Origin of the sequence: Sulfitobacter sp. PR48 (assembly GCF_028807335.1) — a bacterium.
Taxonomy (GTDB): domain Bacteria; phylum Pseudomonadota; class Alphaproteobacteria; order Rhodobacterales; family Rhodobacteraceae; genus Sulfitobacter.
This window is the reverse complement of record NZ_JARAMM010000004.1, coordinates 185,243-201,035: the sequence shown is the minus strand read 5'-3', so window position 1 is coordinate 201,035 and position 15,793 is coordinate 185,243. Positions and strand designations below refer to the sequence as shown.

The following is a 15,793-nucleotide window of genomic DNA, read 5'->3' as shown; positions in this document are numbered from 1 at the left end:
CTTTTTGGCAATCAAATATCCCTGCACAACATCCATTCCAAGCGCGCCGTCGACATGTTACAGCGCAGCCATGGAAAAACTCGAAGAACAGATCGCCCATCTGACCCGCATCGTCGACGACCTGTCCGAGATCATTGCGCGGCAGGAGACGGAAATCACCACCCTGAACCGCCGGGTGCACATGCTGATGCAGCGCGAGGGCGAAAGGGAAGCGAGCCAGGGCAGTGGCGTGGTGCTGGGTGACGAACGCCCGCCGCACTACTGAGCCGACCCCTGCCACGGGCGCCAAAATTCTTCAAAGAATTTTGCCCGGAATTTTCGAAAATTCCGGCCCCTCAGCCGCTGGTCTTGACCGCGGCGGCGATCACCGCGCCGTCATGCACCAGCAACTCGGTCCAGCGGCTGGAATTGCCGAAACTGTCATAGGCGCTGACAAAGAAGGTGCTGCGGTCCATCCGGTCGATCTTTGACCCGCAGGGCTTGCCTTTGCGCGCGCCGCAGACATCGCGCTTCACGGTTTCATAGGCCTTGTCGGTGGCACCCACCGGCAGGTTCTCGCCCCCCGGTCCATAGTGCAGCTGCTCATACAGCGATGCGGCCCCCAGCAGGACATTGGCCGCCGTCAGCTGGCGCGGGCAGCCATCCGCAAAACCGGTGATATAGAAGGTCCGCGCAACCGCCGAACCGGATGCGGAATCATAAAGAGCATAGCCCCGCGCGGGGGCGCTTTCGATTTTCTGGCCCATCGGTTTGCCTTTGGCCTCGCAGACCCGCGCAACGACCCCATAGGGCAGGACCGTGCCATAGGCCACATCACGCGCATCGGGACCGTCACGGGGTGTCTCGCGGTTTGACCCGCCGCCAAGCCCGAAAAGCCCGCCGCGCTGACGTTCCGACTGTGGCGCATCCTCGGGGCTGAGGGCGGCGACTTCAACCCCGGCCTCCTGCCCCACTTCCGTGCGCTCAGGGTCCTGCACGGGCTGCGCCGCCCCTCCGGCACGCCGGAACAGGCCCAGAAAACCGCCACGTGCCGCAGGTTCCTGCGGTGCGCGCGCCTGCTCTGCCGGGATCACAGCCGCATCACCGCCCGAGGCGGCGCTGCTGCCAAAGAACCCTTCACGCGCGACTTCCGCCTCGCCCGGCAGGGCCTGCGCCGCCGGATCCTCATCCGACAGTTCCACATCGGAAATGCGGTCAACGCCGGCCAACGGGTCGCCGCAGGCGCCCAGGGCCAGCAGAATGCTGACAAGAATAGCTGATCGAAACATGACACATCTCCCCGATGTGGGGTCTTTTATCCCAGCGGCGAGGCTTCGTCCACTCGACCGGCAGGATGTGGCGGCGGCAGGCGTGAACCGGCTCAGATTTCCTGCACTTCCAGCACGCCGCCCAGGGACCGGATCGCCCCCTTGATCTGGGGAGTCACGGGGTATTCGAACCCCAGGTCCACCTCGACCTCACCCGGCAGGGAGGGGTCCATCAGACAGAGCTGGATCGGCCCTTTGCCCGCGGCCCGCGCCGCCGAGCGCGCGCCCTCCAGCACCTGCGCCACAGCCGCAACCGCCTCCGGCGCATCGACAAAGACCCGCAAGCCGATGCTGCCCGCATCCGCCACGGCCATGTCCACCGGCGCCACGGACCGGCCCAGCAATTTCAACTGGTCGCTTTCCATCGTCGCCTCGACCGTGACCACCACCTTGGATCCCGTCTCCAGGTGGTCACGGGCAAGTTCCAGCGTGTCGGAGAAAAGCGTGACTTCGTAGCCGCCGGTGGGGTCAGACATCTGGGCAAAGGCAAACCGGTTGCCGCGCGCGGATTTGCGTTCCTGCCGCCCGGCGACCACACCCGCAAGCCGCGCGTTCATCGCCCCCCGTTCGCTCACCTTTTCGGTCAATTCGTCCAGCGTCAGGAACGGCACGCCCCGGTCATTGCCCCATTTGCGCTTGAGCGGAGTCATGTAGTCGTCCAGCGGATGCCCCGACAGGTAGAAACCCACCGCCTTGAATTCCTCTGTCAGCCGTTCGGCGGGCAGCCAGTCGTCGCAGGGCAGCATGCGCGGCTCGGGCAGGTCATCGCCCGCCTCGCCGAACAGCGACACCTGGTTGCTGGCCTTCTGTTCATGGATCGCCGCCGAATAGCCGACCAGCGCATCCAGCGCCTGAAACACCCGCCGCCGGTTCGAATCCAGCTGGTCGAAGGCTCCCGACCGCGCCAGCATTTCCAGTGGCCGCTTGCCCACGCGCTTCAGGTCCACCCGCCGCGCCAGGTCGAACAGCGTCGCAAAGGGCCGCTCCTGCCCCTCGACCCGCCGGCCTTCGGTGATCAGCTTCATCGCCTCGACACCGACGTTCTTGAGCGCACCCAGCGCATAGACCAGCGCACCGTCCACCACCTTGAATGTCGCGTCCGAGCGGTTCACGCAGGGCGGCACCCAGGGCAGTTCCAGCCGCTTGCGCACTTCTTCGAAATAAACCGCCAGCTTGTCGGTCAGGTGGATGTCGCAGTTCATGACACCGGCCATGAACTCCACCGGATGGTTCGCCTTGAGCCATGCGGTCTGGTAGCTGACCACGGCATAGGCCGCGGCATGCGACTTGTTGAACCCGTAGTTGGCGAATTTCTCCAACAGGTCGAAAACCTCGGTGGCCTTTTTCTTGTCGACCCCGTTTTCCATCGCACCCTTTTCGAACTTGGGGCGTTCCTTGGCCATCTCCTCGGCGATCTTCTTGCCCATGGCGCGGCGCAGCAGGTCGGCGCCGCCCAGCGAATAGCCCGCCATGACCTGCGCGATCTGCATCACCTGTTCCTGATAGACGATGATGCCCTGGGTCTCTTCGAGAATGTCGTCAATCAGCGGATAATTCGATTCCAGCTCGCGCTTGCCGTTCTTGACGTCGCAATAGGTCGGGATATTCTCCATCGGGCCGGGACGGTACAGCGCCACCAGCGCCACGATATCCTCGATGCAGGTGGGTTTCATGCGTTTCAGGGCATCCATCATGCCGCTGGATTCCACCTGGAACACCGCCACCGTCTTGGCGCTTGCGTAAAGCCTGTAAGACGCCTCATCATCCAGCGGGATTGTCGAGATATCGTCCAGCACCCCCTCTGGCGGGGTGAACAGCTCGGTCCCGTCGGCGGCAAGGTGCAGGTGACGCCCGGATGCCTTGATCTGGTCCACCGCGTTCTGGATCACGGTCAGCGTCTTGAGGCCCAGGAAGTCGAACTTCACCAGCCCGGCCTGTTCCACCCATTTCATGTTGAACTGGGTCGCGGGCATGTCGGAACGCGGATCCTGATAGAGCGGCACCAGATGATCCAGCGGCCGGTCCCCGATCACCACACCGGCGGCGTGGGTGGAGGCATTGCGCAACAGCCCCTCGACCTGCTGGCCATATTCCAGCAGGCGCGCGACGACCTCCTCGTTCTTGGCCTCCTCGCGCAGGCGCGGCTCATCCGCCAGCGCCTTTTCGATGGAGACGGGTTTCACCCCCTCCACCGGGATCATCTTGGACAGCCGGTCCACCTGTCCGTAAGGCATCTGCAAGACCCGCCCGATGTCGCGCACCGCCGCCTTGGACAGAAGCGCGCCGAAGGTGATGATCTGACCCACCTTGTCGCGCCCGTATTTGCCCTGCACGTATTGGATCACCTCCTCGCGACGATCCATGCAGAAGTCGATGTCGAAGTCGGGCATGGACACCCGTTCGGGGTTCAGGAACCGCTCGAACAGCAGTGAATAGCGCAGCGGGTCAAGGTCGGTGATCAACAGCGCATAGGCCACAAGCGAGCCCGCGCCAGAGCCGCGCCCCGGCCCCACCGGAATGTCGTGATCCTTGGCCCATTTGATGAAATCCGCCACGATCAGGAAGTAGCCGGGAAAGCCCATCCCCTCGATGATCCCAAGCTCGAATTCGAGCCGCTTCTCATAGTCCGCCACCGGCGCGGCATGGGGGATGATCGCCAGCCGCGCGCGCAGCCCCTCCTGCGCCTGACGGCGCAGTTCGGCCACCTCGTCATCGGCGAACTTCGGCAGGATCGGGTCGCGCCGATAGGCCATGAAGGCGCAGCGGCGGGCGATTTCAACAGTGTTTTCGACAGCCTCCGGCAGATCGGCAAACAGGGTCACCATCTCCGCCTCGGATTTGAAATAATGCTGGGCGGTCAGCCGCCGCCGCGCCTCCTGCTGATCGACATAGGCCCCTTCGGCGATGCAGATCAGCGCGTCATGCGCTTCGTACATCTCTGTCTTGGGGAAATAGACGTCGTTGGTGGCGACCAGCGGCAGGTCCATCGCATAGGCCATCTCGACCAGCCCGCGTTCCGTCAGCCGCTCCGCTTCCGGCTGGCCATCCTCGCCCGGATGGCGCTGCAGCTCCACATAGAGCCTGTCGCCGAAAGACGCCGCCAGCCGTGCCATCAGCGCCTCTGCCGCCGGGCGCTGGCCATTTTGCAAAAGCATCCCCACCGGCCCGCCCGGCCCCCCGGTCAGGCAGATGATGTCGCCGCTCAATGCCTCCAGTTCCTCCAGCGTGACCTGCGGCCGCGCGTCGCCCTTGTCGATGTAAAGGCAGGAGTTCAGCTTCATCAGGTTCTCATAGCCTGCCTCGTTCTGCGCCAGCAGAACCACCGGGGCCGGATCACGCGGGCGTTCCCCCGGCTGGACCGCGACATAGGCCAGATCGACCTGGCAGCCGATGATCGGCTGAACCCCGGCCCCGGCCATCCCGACAGAGAATTCCAGCGCCGCGAACATGTTGTTGGTGTCGGTCAGCGCCAGCGCAGGCATCCCCGCATCACGGCACATCTGCGGCAGTTTCTTCAACCGCAGCGCGCCTTCCAGCAGTGAATATTCCGAATGGGTGCGCAGGTGGATGAATCGGGGGGCATGTTTCATGGGCCAACCGTATCCAGCCGACCCGCCGGGGGCAATCGGCGGTGTGCCGCGCAAGCGAAGTTAACACTTAGCATAACAACTAAGCATCAATTGACGCCCGGGCTGACAGGCCGATATTCAGCCGCATGGCCAATAAACGACTCGATCTTGTTTTCTCGACCCTCTCGGACGCCACCCGCCGCGCGGTGGTGGAGCGGCTTGCAGGCGGTCCGGCATCGGTCTCCGAACTGGCGGCGCCCCACGACATGGCCCTGCCCACCTTCATGCGGCATCTCAAGGTCCTTGAAACCGCGGGACTGGTGCGCTCGGTCAAGAAGGGCCGCGTGCGCACCTGCCATATCGAGGCGGCGCCGCTGATGGAAGTGCAGGGTTGGCTGGCCTGGCAGCGACAGGTCTGGGAACAACGGCTCGACAGGCTCGATGCCATGACGCGCGCCTCGGACACGGACGAGGACAAGGACGAGCGCACGGCTTGACCGGTCACGATCCGAAACGCGCCCCCGAACGGATCCGAAACATCGCTGCCTCCGCCATGGCTCTCACGGCGCGCCTTACGGGTCGCGTGAACGCCGCCTTCGCGGGCAACAGCCCCCCGCGGGTGGAAAATTCACGGGGTGGCCGCGTGCTTTTGCTTGCCAGAGCCCCGGAAATCTCCCTAGTCTGCTTCCAGTAAACGGGCCGCTCCCCTTCTACGTCGCATCGAGGGGGCCGCATCAGGCCCCCACATACGTAACGCGACGGGTTTCAGGCATGGACATCACGTTTCTTCTGAACGGAGAACCTGTGTCACCAACCGACGTATCCCCCACCACCACGCTGCTTGACTGGCTGCGCGAAGCGCGCGGCCTGACCGGCACCAAGGAGGGCTGCAACGAGGGCGACTGCGGGGCCTGCACGGTGATGATCACCGACGAAACGGGATCGCGCGCGCTGAACGGCTGCATCCTGTTCCTGCCGCAGGTGCATGGCAAACATGTCACCACGGTGGAAGGCATCAGCGCCCCCGACGGCAGCCTGCACCCGGTGCAGCAGGCGATGGTGGACCACCACGGCAGCCAATGCGGCTTCTGCACACCGGGCTTCGTGGTCTCCATGGCCTGCGCCCATCTCAACCGGGCCAGGGACCATGACACGCAGCTTGCGGGAAACCTCTGCCGCTGTACCGGCTATGCCCCGATCATCCGGGCGGCCCGGGCGGCAGAGGCCGCACCTATCCCCGCCCATCTCGAAAACCTGTCGCTTCATTGTTCCGAAAATACCACCGGGGGGTCCGGGGGGCTGGCCCCCCGGGTTCTGCAGCCGACCCATTCCGACGATCTGGCGCGCTGGTACGCCGCCAACCCCGGGGCCACCCTGATTGCAGGGGCCACCGACGTGGGCCTCTGGGTCACCAAGCAATTCCGCGATCTGGACCAGATCGCCTTTCTCAACCAATGCGCCGATCTGCGCGGCATCACGGATGCGGGCGATCACTGGCGCATCGGGGCGATGACCAGCCTGACCATGCTTGAGGCCCATATCGCCCCGCACCATCCCAGCCTCGGCGCCATGCTGCGCCGCTATGGCTCGGTGCAGGTCCGCAATGCCGCGACCATTGGCGGCAATATTGCCAACGGCTCGCCCATCGGCGACGGGCCGCCCGCGCTGATCGCCCTGGGAGCCACCCTGCATCTGCGTCACGGCGAGACGCGCCGCAGCCTGCCGCTGGAGGATTTCTTTCTCGCCTATGGCAGGCAGGACCGCGCTCCGGGCGAATTCGTCGAGGCGGTCAGCGTTCCGAAACAACCCGATACCCTGCGCTGTTACAAACTCTCGAAACGCTTCGATCAGGACATCTCGGCAGTCTGCGGCTGTCTCAACATCACCCGCCAGGACCAGACCATAACCAGCGCCCGCATCGCCTTTGGCGGCATGGCGGGCACCCCGAAACGCGCAGCTGCGACCGAGGCCGCGCTGACCGGCGCGTCTTTCACTGCCGACAGTTTCCAGGCCGCGATGGCGGCAATGGCGGCGGATTTCGAACCCATGTCCGACATGCGCGCCTCTGCCCGCTACCGGATGCAGACGGCGCAGAACATGCTGCTGCGGTACTTCCATGACCTCTCCGGCCTGACCACCGATGTCAGCAAGGTGCGCGCATGAGCATCGCGCAGCCCCTGCCCCATGACGCCGCCGAGCTGCATGTGACCGGCGCCGCGCGTTATGTCGATGACATTCCGGTGCCGGGCAATACACTGCATCTGGCTTTCGGGCTCAGCCGGCACGCCGCCGGAAAGATCACCGCCATGGACCTTGACGCGGTCCGGGACGCCCCCGGCGTGGTCGCCGTGCTGAGTGCCGGGGATCTGCCCTTCGAGGCCGATTGTTCCCCCTCCAACCATGACGAGCCCCTGCTGGCGACGGGCGAGGTCCATTACCTTGGCCAGCCGCTGTTTCTGGTCATCGCCACCTCGCATCTGGCCGCGCGCCGGGCGGCGCAGCTGGGCAAGGTCGGGATTGCGGCGCAGAAACCGGTCCTGAGCATCGCGGAGGCCCTTGCCGCCGACACAAGGTTCGAGGAAGGGCCGCGCATCTATCAAAAGGGCGAACCGGAGGCGATGCTGCCCCGGGCGGCACACCGCCTGTCGGGCAGCATCGGGATCGGCGGGCAGGAGCATTTCTATCTGGAGGGGCAAGCCGCCCTTGCCCTGCCGCAGGAAGGCGGCGACATGCTGGTGCACAGTTCCACCCAGCACCCGACAGAGATCCAGCACAAGGTTGCCCATGCCATCGGCAAGCCGATGCATGCCGTGCGCGTGGAGACCCGCCGCATGGGCGGCGGTTTCGGCGGCAAGGAAAGCCAGGGCAACGCGCTGGCCATCGCCTGCGCGCTGGCCGCGCGGCAGACCGGGCGGCCCTGCAAGATGCGCTATGACCGCGACGACGACATGATCGTGACCGGCAAGCGGCACGATTTCCGCATCGACTATGACGTGGGCTTTGACGATGCGGGCCGCATCGTGGCGCTGGATTTCACCCAATACGCGCGCTGCGGCTGGGCCATGGACCTGAGCCTGCCGGTGGCAGACCGGGCGATGTTGCATGCCGATAACGCCTATCACCTGGAACACATCCGCATCACCTCGCACCGGTTGCGCACCAATACGCAATCGGCCACGGCCTTTCGCGGCTTTGGCGGGCCACAGGGGATGGTCGGGATCGAAAAGGTGATGGACCATATCGCCCATGCCCGCGGGCTGGACCCGTTGGCGGTGCGGCGGGCCAATTACTATGCCGATCATGTCGCTCCGCCGCCAAAGGTCGAAACCGGCAGCGCGCCGGTCACCGCCTCACCGGCAGAGGACAATACCTCGCGCGGGGCGCGGCCTGCACCGGCCAGAACGCCCCCGGCCCCGGCCGAAGGCCAGCAGACAACGCCCTATCACCAGCCGGTCACCGATTGCGTCATCAATGCGCTGACCGACCGGCTGGCGCAAAGCTGCGACTATGACAGGCGGCGCGCCGCGATTGCGGCGTGGAACGCAGGCCAGCCACTGCTGAAACGCGGCATCGCGCTGACCCCGGTGAAATTCGGCATTTCCTTCACCCTCACCCATCTCAACCAGGCGGGGGCGCTGGTGCATGTCTATCAGGACGGGTCGATCCACCTGAATCACGGTGGCACGGAGATGGGCCAGGGTCTGTTCCTCAAGATCGCGCAGGTGGCTGCCAGCCGCTTTGGCGTGCCGCTGGAAGCGGTCAGGATCACCGCGACGGATACCGGCAAGGTGCCCAACACCTCCGCCACGGCGGCCTCCTCCGGGTCGGACCTGAACGGCATGGCGGTGCAGAACGCCTGCGACGAGATCCGCGAACGGATCAGGGCGCATCTGGCGGAACGCTACCAGACCTCCGAGATCCGTTTTGCCGGGGGCATGGTGCGCGCGGGCGGCGAGGAGATCACCTTTGCCGAGGCCGCCGCCTCTGCCTATCAGGCGCGGGTCAGCCTGTCGGCCACCGGGTTCTACAAGACACCGGATATCGAATGGGACCGGATCCGGGGCCGGGGGCGGCCGTTTTACTATTTCGCCTATGGCGCGGCCTGCACCGAAGTGGTGATCGACACGCTGACCGGCGAAAACCGCATCCTGCGCACCGACATCCTGCATGACGCGGGTGCCTCGCTGAATCCCGCCATCGACACCGGCCAGATCGAGGGCGGCTACGTGCAGGGCGCGGGCTGGCTGACGACGGAGGAACTGGTCTGGGATGACAAGGGCGCGCTGAAGACCCATGCGCCCTCGACCTACAAGATACCCGCCTGCGGCGACCGCCCCGAGGTGTTCAACGTGGCGCTCTGGGATCAGCCCAATCCGGCGCAAACGGTTTACCGGTCCAAGGCCGTGGGGGAGCCGCCGCTGATGCTGGGCATCTCCGCCCTGATGGCCCTGTCGGATGCGGTGGCAGCCTGTGGTCCGGGTTATGGCGACCTGCAGGCCCCCGCGACGGCGGAACAGGTCCTGGCCGCCGTGGAAAGGACCCGGGCATGAGCGACGCGGTCTATGTCCAGATCACCGCCACGCGCGGTTCCGCGCCCCGCGATGCGGGCACGGCGATGAAAGTCACCCTGCGGGACATCACCGGCACCATCGGCGGCGGTGCGCTGGAGCTTCAGGCGATTGAAACGGCCCGCAGGATGCTGGCGGAGGATGCCCCCGAACGGGAAGAGACACTGCCCCTGGGTCCGGGCCTCGGTCAATGCTGTGGCGGTGCGGTCTCGCTGAGGTTCACCCGCGAGACATGTGCAACCGACCTAGCGCAGGTTCATGCCCATCCGGATGTCACATACCGCCATCCGCCTGCTGACCTCTGGCTGTGGGGCGCCGGGCATGTGGGCCGCGCGGTGGTGCGGGCCTGCCCGCCCCAAGCCTTCAACATAACCTGGGTAGATACAGGTGCCGACCGTTTCCCACCGCAGGTGGGAAGCCATGTCACGACGGTCCCGGCGGCGGACATGCCGCGGCTTGCCGCGCGCGCGCCGGTGCAGGCGCATCACCTGATCTTTACCTATGCCCATGACCTCGACCTCGCGCTTTGCGCCGCGCTGCTGACACGCGGCTTTGCCTCCTGCGGGCTGATCGGGTCGGAGACCAAATGGGCGCGGTTCAGCAAGAGATTGCGCGCGCTGGGGCTTGATCCCGCGCCGATCACCTGCCCCATTGGGGACAAATCGCTTGGCAAGGTCCCCGATGACATTGCCAGGGGCTGTGTAAACGGGCTTCTTGCCCTGATGCCCGAAGGGGAAACCGCATGACCGATACACCCCTGCTGGACCTGTCCGGCCTGACCAAGGCCTATCCCGGTGTCGTGGCCAATGACGGTGTGTCGCTGCGCATCGCGCCGGGCGAAGTGCATGCCCTGCTGGGCGAAAACGGCGCGGGCAAATCGACCCTGGTCAAGATGATCTACGGGTTGGTGAAGCCGGATGCGGGAAAAATGCAGATGCATGGCGCGGCTTTTGCCCCGGCGGAGCCCCGCGCGGCGCGGGCGGCGGGTGTGGGCATGGTGTTCCAGCATTTTTCGCTGTTCGATGCGCTGACCGTTGCCGAGAATATCGCACTGGGGATGGAGGACGCGCCGAAGCTGCGCGCATTGAGCCAGCGCATCCGCGAGGTCTCCGATACCTATGGTTTGCCGCTGTCGCCCGACCGCGTGGTGGGCGACCTCTCGGCAGGCGAGCGCCAGCGGGTCGAGATCATCCGCTGCCTGTTGCAGGACCCCAAGCTGCTGATCATGGATGAGCCTACATCCGTGCTGACCCCGCAGGAGGTGGAGATCCTGTTCAAGACCCTGCGCAAGCTCTCCGCCGAGGGCACTGCGATCCTGTATATTTCGCACAAGCTGGAGGAGATCCGCGCGCTCTGTGACAGCGCCACGATCCTGCGGCTGGGCAAGGTGGTGGGCCATTGCACCCCCTCAGAGACATCGGCCCGCGACATGGCGGAAATGATGGTGGGCACGGTGTTGAAAACCCCCACACGGGCCGGCAAGACGCCGGGTGACGTGGTGCTGGCGCTGACTGGCCTCTCCGCGAAGTCGCCCAGCGCCTTCGGCATGCCCCTGCGCGACATCAATGTCGAGGTGCGCGCGGGCGAGGTGCTGGGCATCGGCGGGGTGGCGGGCAACGGCCAGGACGAATTGCTGGCAGCCCTTTCCGGCGAAACCCTCAGCGCGCCAGGGATGATCGCCTTTCAGGGCCGCGACATCGGCGTGCTGGGCCCGACCCCGCGCCGCGCGATGGGCATCCTGACAGCGCCGGAGGAGCGGCTGGGCCATGCCGCCGCCCCCGACATGTCGCTGACGGAGAACGCCATGCTGACCGGGGCGGCGCGCGAAAATCTGGACCGGGGCGGCATGCTGGACTGGGGCGCCGCAAGGGCCTTTGCCGAAAGGATCATCAGCACCTTCGACGTGCGCACGCCCGGCCCGGGCAATGCGGCGCGCTCCCTGTCGGGGGGCAACCTGCAGAAATTCGTGATCGGGCGCGAGGTCCTGCAACGCCCCGACCTTCTGGTGGTGAACCAGCCGACCTGGGGGGTCGATGCCTCTGCCGCCGCCGCGATCCGCCAGGCCCTGCTGGATCTGGCGGAAAACGGCGCGGCCATTATTGCAATCAGCCAGGATCTGGACGAGTTGATGGAAATTTCCGACCGTTTCGCCGCCTTGAACGAAGGCCGCCTGTCACCTCCCCGCCCCGCGCAGGGGCTGACGGTGGATGAGATCGGGATGATGATGGGTGGCGCCCATGGAATGGAGGTGGCGCATGTCTGAACCGGTTCATTCGTGTATTTCGGGAACAATGAAGCCAGGGGGCGGCGCATGATCCGGCTGGAGAAACGACCGCAGCCGAGCCGGGCTTTTTCGCTGGCCACGCCCCTGCTGGCGGTGCTGGCAACCATGGTGTTTGGCGGGTTGATGTTTGCCCTGCTGGGCAAGGACCCGGTCACCTCGATCATCACGATCTTCTGGCAGCCGCTGTTCGGCGAATTCGCCTTTTATTATCGGCCGCAACTGCTGATCAAGGGGGCGCCGCTGGTGCTGATCGCCATCGGGCTGAGCCTGGGCTTCAAGGCGGGGATCTGGAACATCGGGGCGGAAGGGCAGTACATCATGGGTGCGCTCTTTGGTGCGGGCGTGGGGCTGGCATTTTATCCGTTGGACAGTTTCATCGTCTTTCCGCTGATGGTTTTGGGCGGCGCCTTTGGCGGCTGGATCTGGGCAATGATCCCGGCCATGTTGAAGGTAAGGTTCGGCACCAACGAGATTCTCGTATCCTTGATGCTGGTCTATGTGGCCGAGCAATTCCTTGCCTCGATGTCGCTGGGGCTGATGAAGAACCCCGAAGGTTTCGGCTTTCCCGGATCGCGCAACCTGCAGCAATACGAAAGCGCCTTCAACGCCGACCTGATCGAGGGATCGGGCATGCATTGGGGCGTTGTGGCGGCACTGATCGCGGTGATCTTTGCCTATGTGCTGCTGACCAAACACCGGTTGGGCTTTGCCATTCGCGTCACCGGCGAGGCGCCGCGCGCCGCGCGTTTCTCTGGTGTGAACCCGACGCGGCTGGTGTTGTTCTGCCTTGGCACATCGGGGCTGCTGGCCGGTCTGGCCGGGCTGTTCGAAGTTGCAGGGCCTGCGGGCCAGGTGACGATTGATTTCAACGTGGGGTATGGCTTTACCGCGATCATCGTTGCCTTTCTGGGCCGGTTGCACCCTATCGGCATCCTGCTGGCGGGCGGGCTGATGGCGCTGACCTATATCGGCGGGGACATCGCGCAATCGCAGCTTGGCCTGCCCGCTGCCGCGATACAGGTGTTCCAGGGAATGTTGCTGTTCTTCCTGCTCGCCTTTGACCTGTTGACGAATTACCGGCTCCGCTTTGGCCGGACGGAGGTGGCGTGATGGACCTTTCTGCAATCAACCCGATCCTCTTCGTCGCCGGTTTCCTGGTCGCGGCGACGCCGCTGATCTTTGCCGCCATCGGCGAACTGGTGGTCGAGAAATCCGGTGTCCTGAACCTTGGCGTCGAAGGCATGATGATCACCGGCGCGATCTGCGGCTTTGCTGTTGCGGTGGAAACCGGCTCACCCCTGCTGGGTTTTGCCGCCGCCGCTGCAGGCGGGGCGCTGCTGTCGCTGCTTTTTGCCTTCCTTACCCAGATTGCACTGGCCAACCAGGTCGCTTCCGGCCTGGCACTTACGCTCTTCGGGCTCGGGCTCTCGGCGCTCCTGGGCCAAAGCTATGTCGGGGTGAAACCGCCGCGCCTGGGCGATATCGACTTCGGCCCGCTGGCGGATATTCCGGTGATCGGGCCCATCGTCTTCACCCATGACGTCATCCTGTACCTCGGTCTCGCGCTTGTCGCGGCCACATGGGCCGTGCTGAAATTCACCCGCGCGGGGCTGGTGCTGCGCGCCGTGGGCGAAAGCCATGATGCCGCCCATGCACTGGGCTATCACGTCAAGCGCATCCGGACATTTGCCATCATGTTCGGCGGCGCCTGCGCGGGCGTCGGCGGGGCCTACATCAGCCTGATCCGGGTGCCGCAATGGACCGAAGGCATGACCGCCGGCATCGGCTGGATCGCCCTCGCCCTGGTTGTCTTCGCCTCCTGGAAGCCCGGGCGCCTGCTGCTGGGTGCTTATCTTTTCGGCGGCATCACACAATTGCAGCTCAATCTGCAGGGCGCGGGCGTTGCCATTCCGGTGGAGTATCTGGCAATGTCGCCCTATCTCATCACGATCATCGTCCTGGTGATCCTGTCAGCGGACAAATCGGCGGCACCTGCCTCCCTTGGCCGCACTTTCCATGCCTCTCAATAGGGGCCAATTCAGCCCGACAAGGGCATCAAACGGGGACTTCACATGAAACTCACCAAACTACTGACCAGCGCTGCCATCGCCCTGGGTCTGGCCACGGCAGCCCATGCCGATGGCCATGAAAAGACCAAGGTCGGCTTTGTCTTTGTCGGCCCTGTCGGCGACGGCGGCTGGACCTACGAACACAACCAGGGCCGCCTGGCCGTCGAAGAGGAATTCGGCGATGCGGTCGAAACCGTCTTTGTGGAAAACGTGGCCGAAGGCCCGGACAGCGAGCGGGTGATGACGCAGATGGCGCTGGACGGCGCCGACCTGATCTTCACCACCTCCTTCGGCTACATGGACCCGACCATCAACGTCGCCAAGAAATTCCCGGACGTGAAGTTCGAACATGCCACCGGTTACAAGCGCGCCGACAACGTCAGCACCTATTCCGCGCGCTTCTACGAAGGCCGCGCCATCCAGGGCCATATCGCGGGCAGCATGACCAAAAGCAACATCATCGGCTACATCGGCTCCTACCCGATCCCCGAAGTGATCCGCGGCATCAATTCCGCCTATATCCACGCCAAGAAGGTGAACCCCGACGTCCAGTTCAAGATCGTCTGGGCCTACACATGGTTTGACCCCGCCAAGGAAGCGGATGCGGCCAAGGTGCTGATCGAACAGGGCGCCGACGTGGTGCTGCAGCACACCGATTCCACCGCGCCCCAGGCCGCCGCGCAGGAAGCCGGTAACGTGATCACCTTCGGTCAGGCCTCCGACATGGCGCAATATGCCCCGACACCACGGGTCTCTTCGATCATCGACAACTGGGCACCCTATTACATCGCGCGCACCAAGGCCGTGATGGATGGCACCTGGGAATCGACGGACACCTGGGACGGCATCGGTCCGGGCATGGTCGGCATCGGCGAGATCACCGACGCGGTCCCCGCAGAGGTCAAGGAACAGGCCCTGGCGCTGAAGGAAAGCATCGCCTCGGGCGCATACCACCCCTTCACCGGGCCGATCAACAAACAGGATGGCAGCGCCTGGCTGGCCGAGGGCGAAACCGCCGATGACGGCACGCTGGCGGGCATGAACTTCTATGTCGAAGGCATCGAAGGCGATATCCCGCAATAACCCGACCAGATCCCAATCAAAGGAGGCAGGCCCCCACACCTGCCTCCTTTTTCGTTTCATTGTTCCTAAAATACACCTGCACTGCCCCCGCAAAGGAATATCCGGCCGATCTCCCGGGCTCAGCGTGCCACAGGCGCCCGGCATGACGTCGCGGCGTCAGCCGCGTCCGCCGGATCACCGCAGCGCTTCTCGCTTTTCCTTTTGCGGCCACCCGTTACACTGGCTCCGGAACCGCCGCGAAAGGCCAGATCATGATCCACGTCCACCACCTCAACCGCTCCCGCTCGCATCGCATCCTGTGGCTGCTGGAGGAAATCGGCCATCCCTACACCATTGCGCACTACAAGCGTGACGCCAAAACCAACCTCGCCCCGCCGGAGCTGCGCAGCGTGCACCCCTTGGGCAAATCGCCCATGGTGGAACTGGACGGCAAATTGATCACCGAAAGCGCCGCGATCACCGAAGTGCTTTGCGCCCGGTTTGCGCCCGAGATGGTTCCGGAGCGCGACGATGACGCCTACCTGCGCCATCTCGAACTGATGCATTTCGCCGAAGGCTCTGCCATGACGCCGATCCTGCTGAACCTCTATGTGGGTCGCCTGGGCGAGGCGGGCGCGCCGCTGCATCCGCGCATCTCGGAGGAGCTGACCAGCCATTTCGCCTATATGAACAGCCTTGTGCGCCCCTCCGGCCATTTCGTGCTGGACCGGTTGTCCGCCGCCGACATCATGCTCAGCTTTCCGGCGGAAATCGCCATGCGGATGGAGCGCGGCGCGGAATTTCCGGCACTGAAGGGGTTTGTCGAAATGATCCACGCCCGCCCGGCCTACCAGCGCGCAACGGAAAAAGGCGGCGAATGACGACTGGCTGAGCAGCGGGGCAAAGCGCCATTGCACCGGACCTTTCTCCGTGC

Annotated in this window: 12 protein-coding genes; 10 read left to right on the top strand and 2 right to left on the bottom strand. The window is 64.8% G+C overall.

Annotated elements, in window-relative coordinates; all coding sequences use genetic code 11:
* The first annotated feature begins 70 nt into the window (after positions 1-70).
* Positions 71-265, top strand: coding sequence for a SlyX family protein (locus tag PVW51_RS07320; RefSeq protein ID WP_269367264.1), 195 nt, complete (start codon positions 71-73; stop codon positions 263-265).
* Positions 266-335: 70 nt separating this feature from the next.
* On the opposite strand, the gene PVW51_RS07315 is transcribed toward PVW51_RS07320, so the two are convergent.
* Together PVW51_RS07315 and dnaE are read right to left on the bottom strand one after the other, a co-directional pair.
* Entirely contained in the window at positions 336-1,268 is a 933-nt protein-coding gene (locus PVW51_RS07315) for a hypothetical protein (protein WP_274574300.1), read from the bottom strand.
* Between the two features lie 92 nt (positions 1,269-1,360).
* On the bottom strand, positions 1,361-4,897 hold the full coding sequence (gene dnaE / locus PVW51_RS07310) for a DNA polymerase III subunit alpha (protein WP_274574299.1): 3,537 nt from the start codon (positions 4,895-4,897) through the stop codon (positions 1,361-1,363).
* 125 nt (positions 4,898-5,022) lie between these two features.
* Here dnaE and PVW51_RS07305 point away from each other — a divergent pair, with 125 nt between their 5' ends.
* From PVW51_RS07305 to PVW51_RS07265, 9 genes are all read left to right on the top strand, one after another.
* Positions 5,023-5,373, top strand: coding sequence for an ArsR/SmtB family transcription factor (locus PVW51_RS07305; protein ID WP_274574298.1), 351 nt, complete (start codon positions 5,023-5,025; stop codon positions 5,371-5,373).
* A gap of 274 nt (positions 5,374-5,647) precedes the next feature.
* Positions 5,648-7,039 (top strand): xanthine dehydrogenase small subunit, encoded by a 1,392-nt coding sequence (gene xdhA / locus PVW51_RS07300; RefSeq protein WP_274574297.1) that lies wholly within the window; start codon positions 5,648-5,650, stop codon positions 7,037-7,039.
* On the top strand, positions 7,036-9,426 hold the full coding sequence (gene xdhB, locus PVW51_RS07295; RefSeq protein ID WP_274574296.1) for a xanthine dehydrogenase molybdopterin binding subunit: 2,391 nt from the start codon (positions 7,036-7,038) through the stop codon (positions 9,424-9,426). The genes xdhA and xdhB overlap by 4 nt, the downstream gene beginning before the upstream one ends.
* The gene (xdhC, locus tag PVW51_RS07290; protein WP_274574293.1) at positions 9,423-10,190 is read left to right on the top strand and encodes a xanthine dehydrogenase accessory protein XdhC; all 768 of its coding nucleotides are present in this window, start codon (positions 9,423-9,425) and stop codon (positions 10,188-10,190) included. The genes xdhB and xdhC overlap by 4 nt, the downstream gene beginning before the upstream one ends.
* Positions 10,187-11,707 (top strand): ABC transporter ATP-binding protein, encoded by a 1,521-nt coding sequence (locus tag PVW51_RS07285; RefSeq protein ID WP_274574292.1) that lies wholly within the window; start codon positions 10,187-10,189, stop codon positions 11,705-11,707. The genes xdhC and PVW51_RS07285 overlap by 4 nt, the downstream gene beginning before the upstream one ends.
* Positions 11,708-11,755: 48 nt before the next feature.
* The gene (locus PVW51_RS07280) at positions 11,756-12,838 is read left to right on the top strand and encodes an ABC transporter permease (protein WP_274574290.1); all 1,083 of its coding nucleotides are present in this window, start codon (positions 11,756-11,758) and stop codon (positions 12,836-12,838) included.
* Entirely contained in the window at positions 12,838-13,758 is a 921-nt protein-coding gene (locus tag PVW51_RS07275) for an ABC transporter permease (RefSeq protein WP_269367255.1), read from the top strand. The genes PVW51_RS07280 and PVW51_RS07275 overlap by 1 nt, the downstream gene beginning before the upstream one ends.
* A 42-nt stretch (positions 13,759-13,800) precedes the next feature.
* The gene (locus tag PVW51_RS07270; protein WP_114274928.1) at positions 13,801-14,880 is read left to right on the top strand and encodes a BMP family ABC transporter substrate-binding protein; all 1,080 of its coding nucleotides are present in this window, start codon (positions 13,801-13,803) and stop codon (positions 14,878-14,880) included.
* A gap of 251 nt (positions 14,881-15,131) precedes the next feature.
* The gene (locus PVW51_RS07265; RefSeq protein ID WP_274574288.1) at positions 15,132-15,740 is read left to right on the top strand and encodes a glutathione S-transferase family protein; all 609 of its coding nucleotides are present in this window, start codon (positions 15,132-15,134) and stop codon (positions 15,738-15,740) included.
* The last annotated feature ends 53 nt before the right edge of the window (positions 15,741-15,793 follow it).

Coding starts and splice junctions, on each gene's coding strand:
- PVW51_RS07320 (WP_269367264.1), top strand. CDS start 71: ATGGAAAAACTCGAAGAACAGATCGCCCATCTGACCCGCATCGTCGAC.
- PVW51_RS07315 (WP_274574300.1), bottom strand. CDS start 1,268: ATGTTTCGATCAGCTATTCTTGTCAGCATTCTGCTGGCCCTGGGCGCC.
- dnaE (WP_274574299.1), bottom strand. CDS start 4,897: ATGAAACATGCCCCCCGATTCATCCACCTGCGCACCCATTCGGAATAT.
- PVW51_RS07305 (WP_274574298.1), top strand. CDS start 5,023: ATGGCCAATAAACGACTCGATCTTGTTTTCTCGACCCTCTCGGACGCC.
- xdhA (WP_274574297.1), top strand. CDS start 5,648: ATGGACATCACGTTTCTTCTGAACGGAGAACCTGTGTCACCAACCGAC.
- xdhB (WP_274574296.1), top strand. CDS start 7,036: ATGAGCATCGCGCAGCCCCTGCCCCATGACGCCGCCGAGCTGCATGTG.
- xdhC (WP_274574293.1), top strand. CDS start 9,423: ATGAGCGACGCGGTCTATGTCCAGATCACCGCCACGCGCGGTTCCGCG.
- PVW51_RS07285 (WP_274574292.1), top strand. CDS start 10,187: ATGACCGATACACCCCTGCTGGACCTGTCCGGCCTGACCAAGGCCTAT.
- PVW51_RS07280 (WP_274574290.1), top strand. CDS start 11,756: ATGATCCGGCTGGAGAAACGACCGCAGCCGAGCCGGGCTTTTTCGCTG.
- PVW51_RS07275 (WP_269367255.1), top strand. CDS start 12,838: ATGGACCTTTCTGCAATCAACCCGATCCTCTTCGTCGCCGGTTTCCTG.
- PVW51_RS07270 (WP_114274928.1), top strand. CDS start 13,801: ATGAAACTCACCAAACTACTGACCAGCGCTGCCATCGCCCTGGGTCTG.
- PVW51_RS07265 (WP_274574288.1), top strand. CDS start 15,132: ATGATCCACGTCCACCACCTCAACCGCTCCCGCTCGCATCGCATCCTG.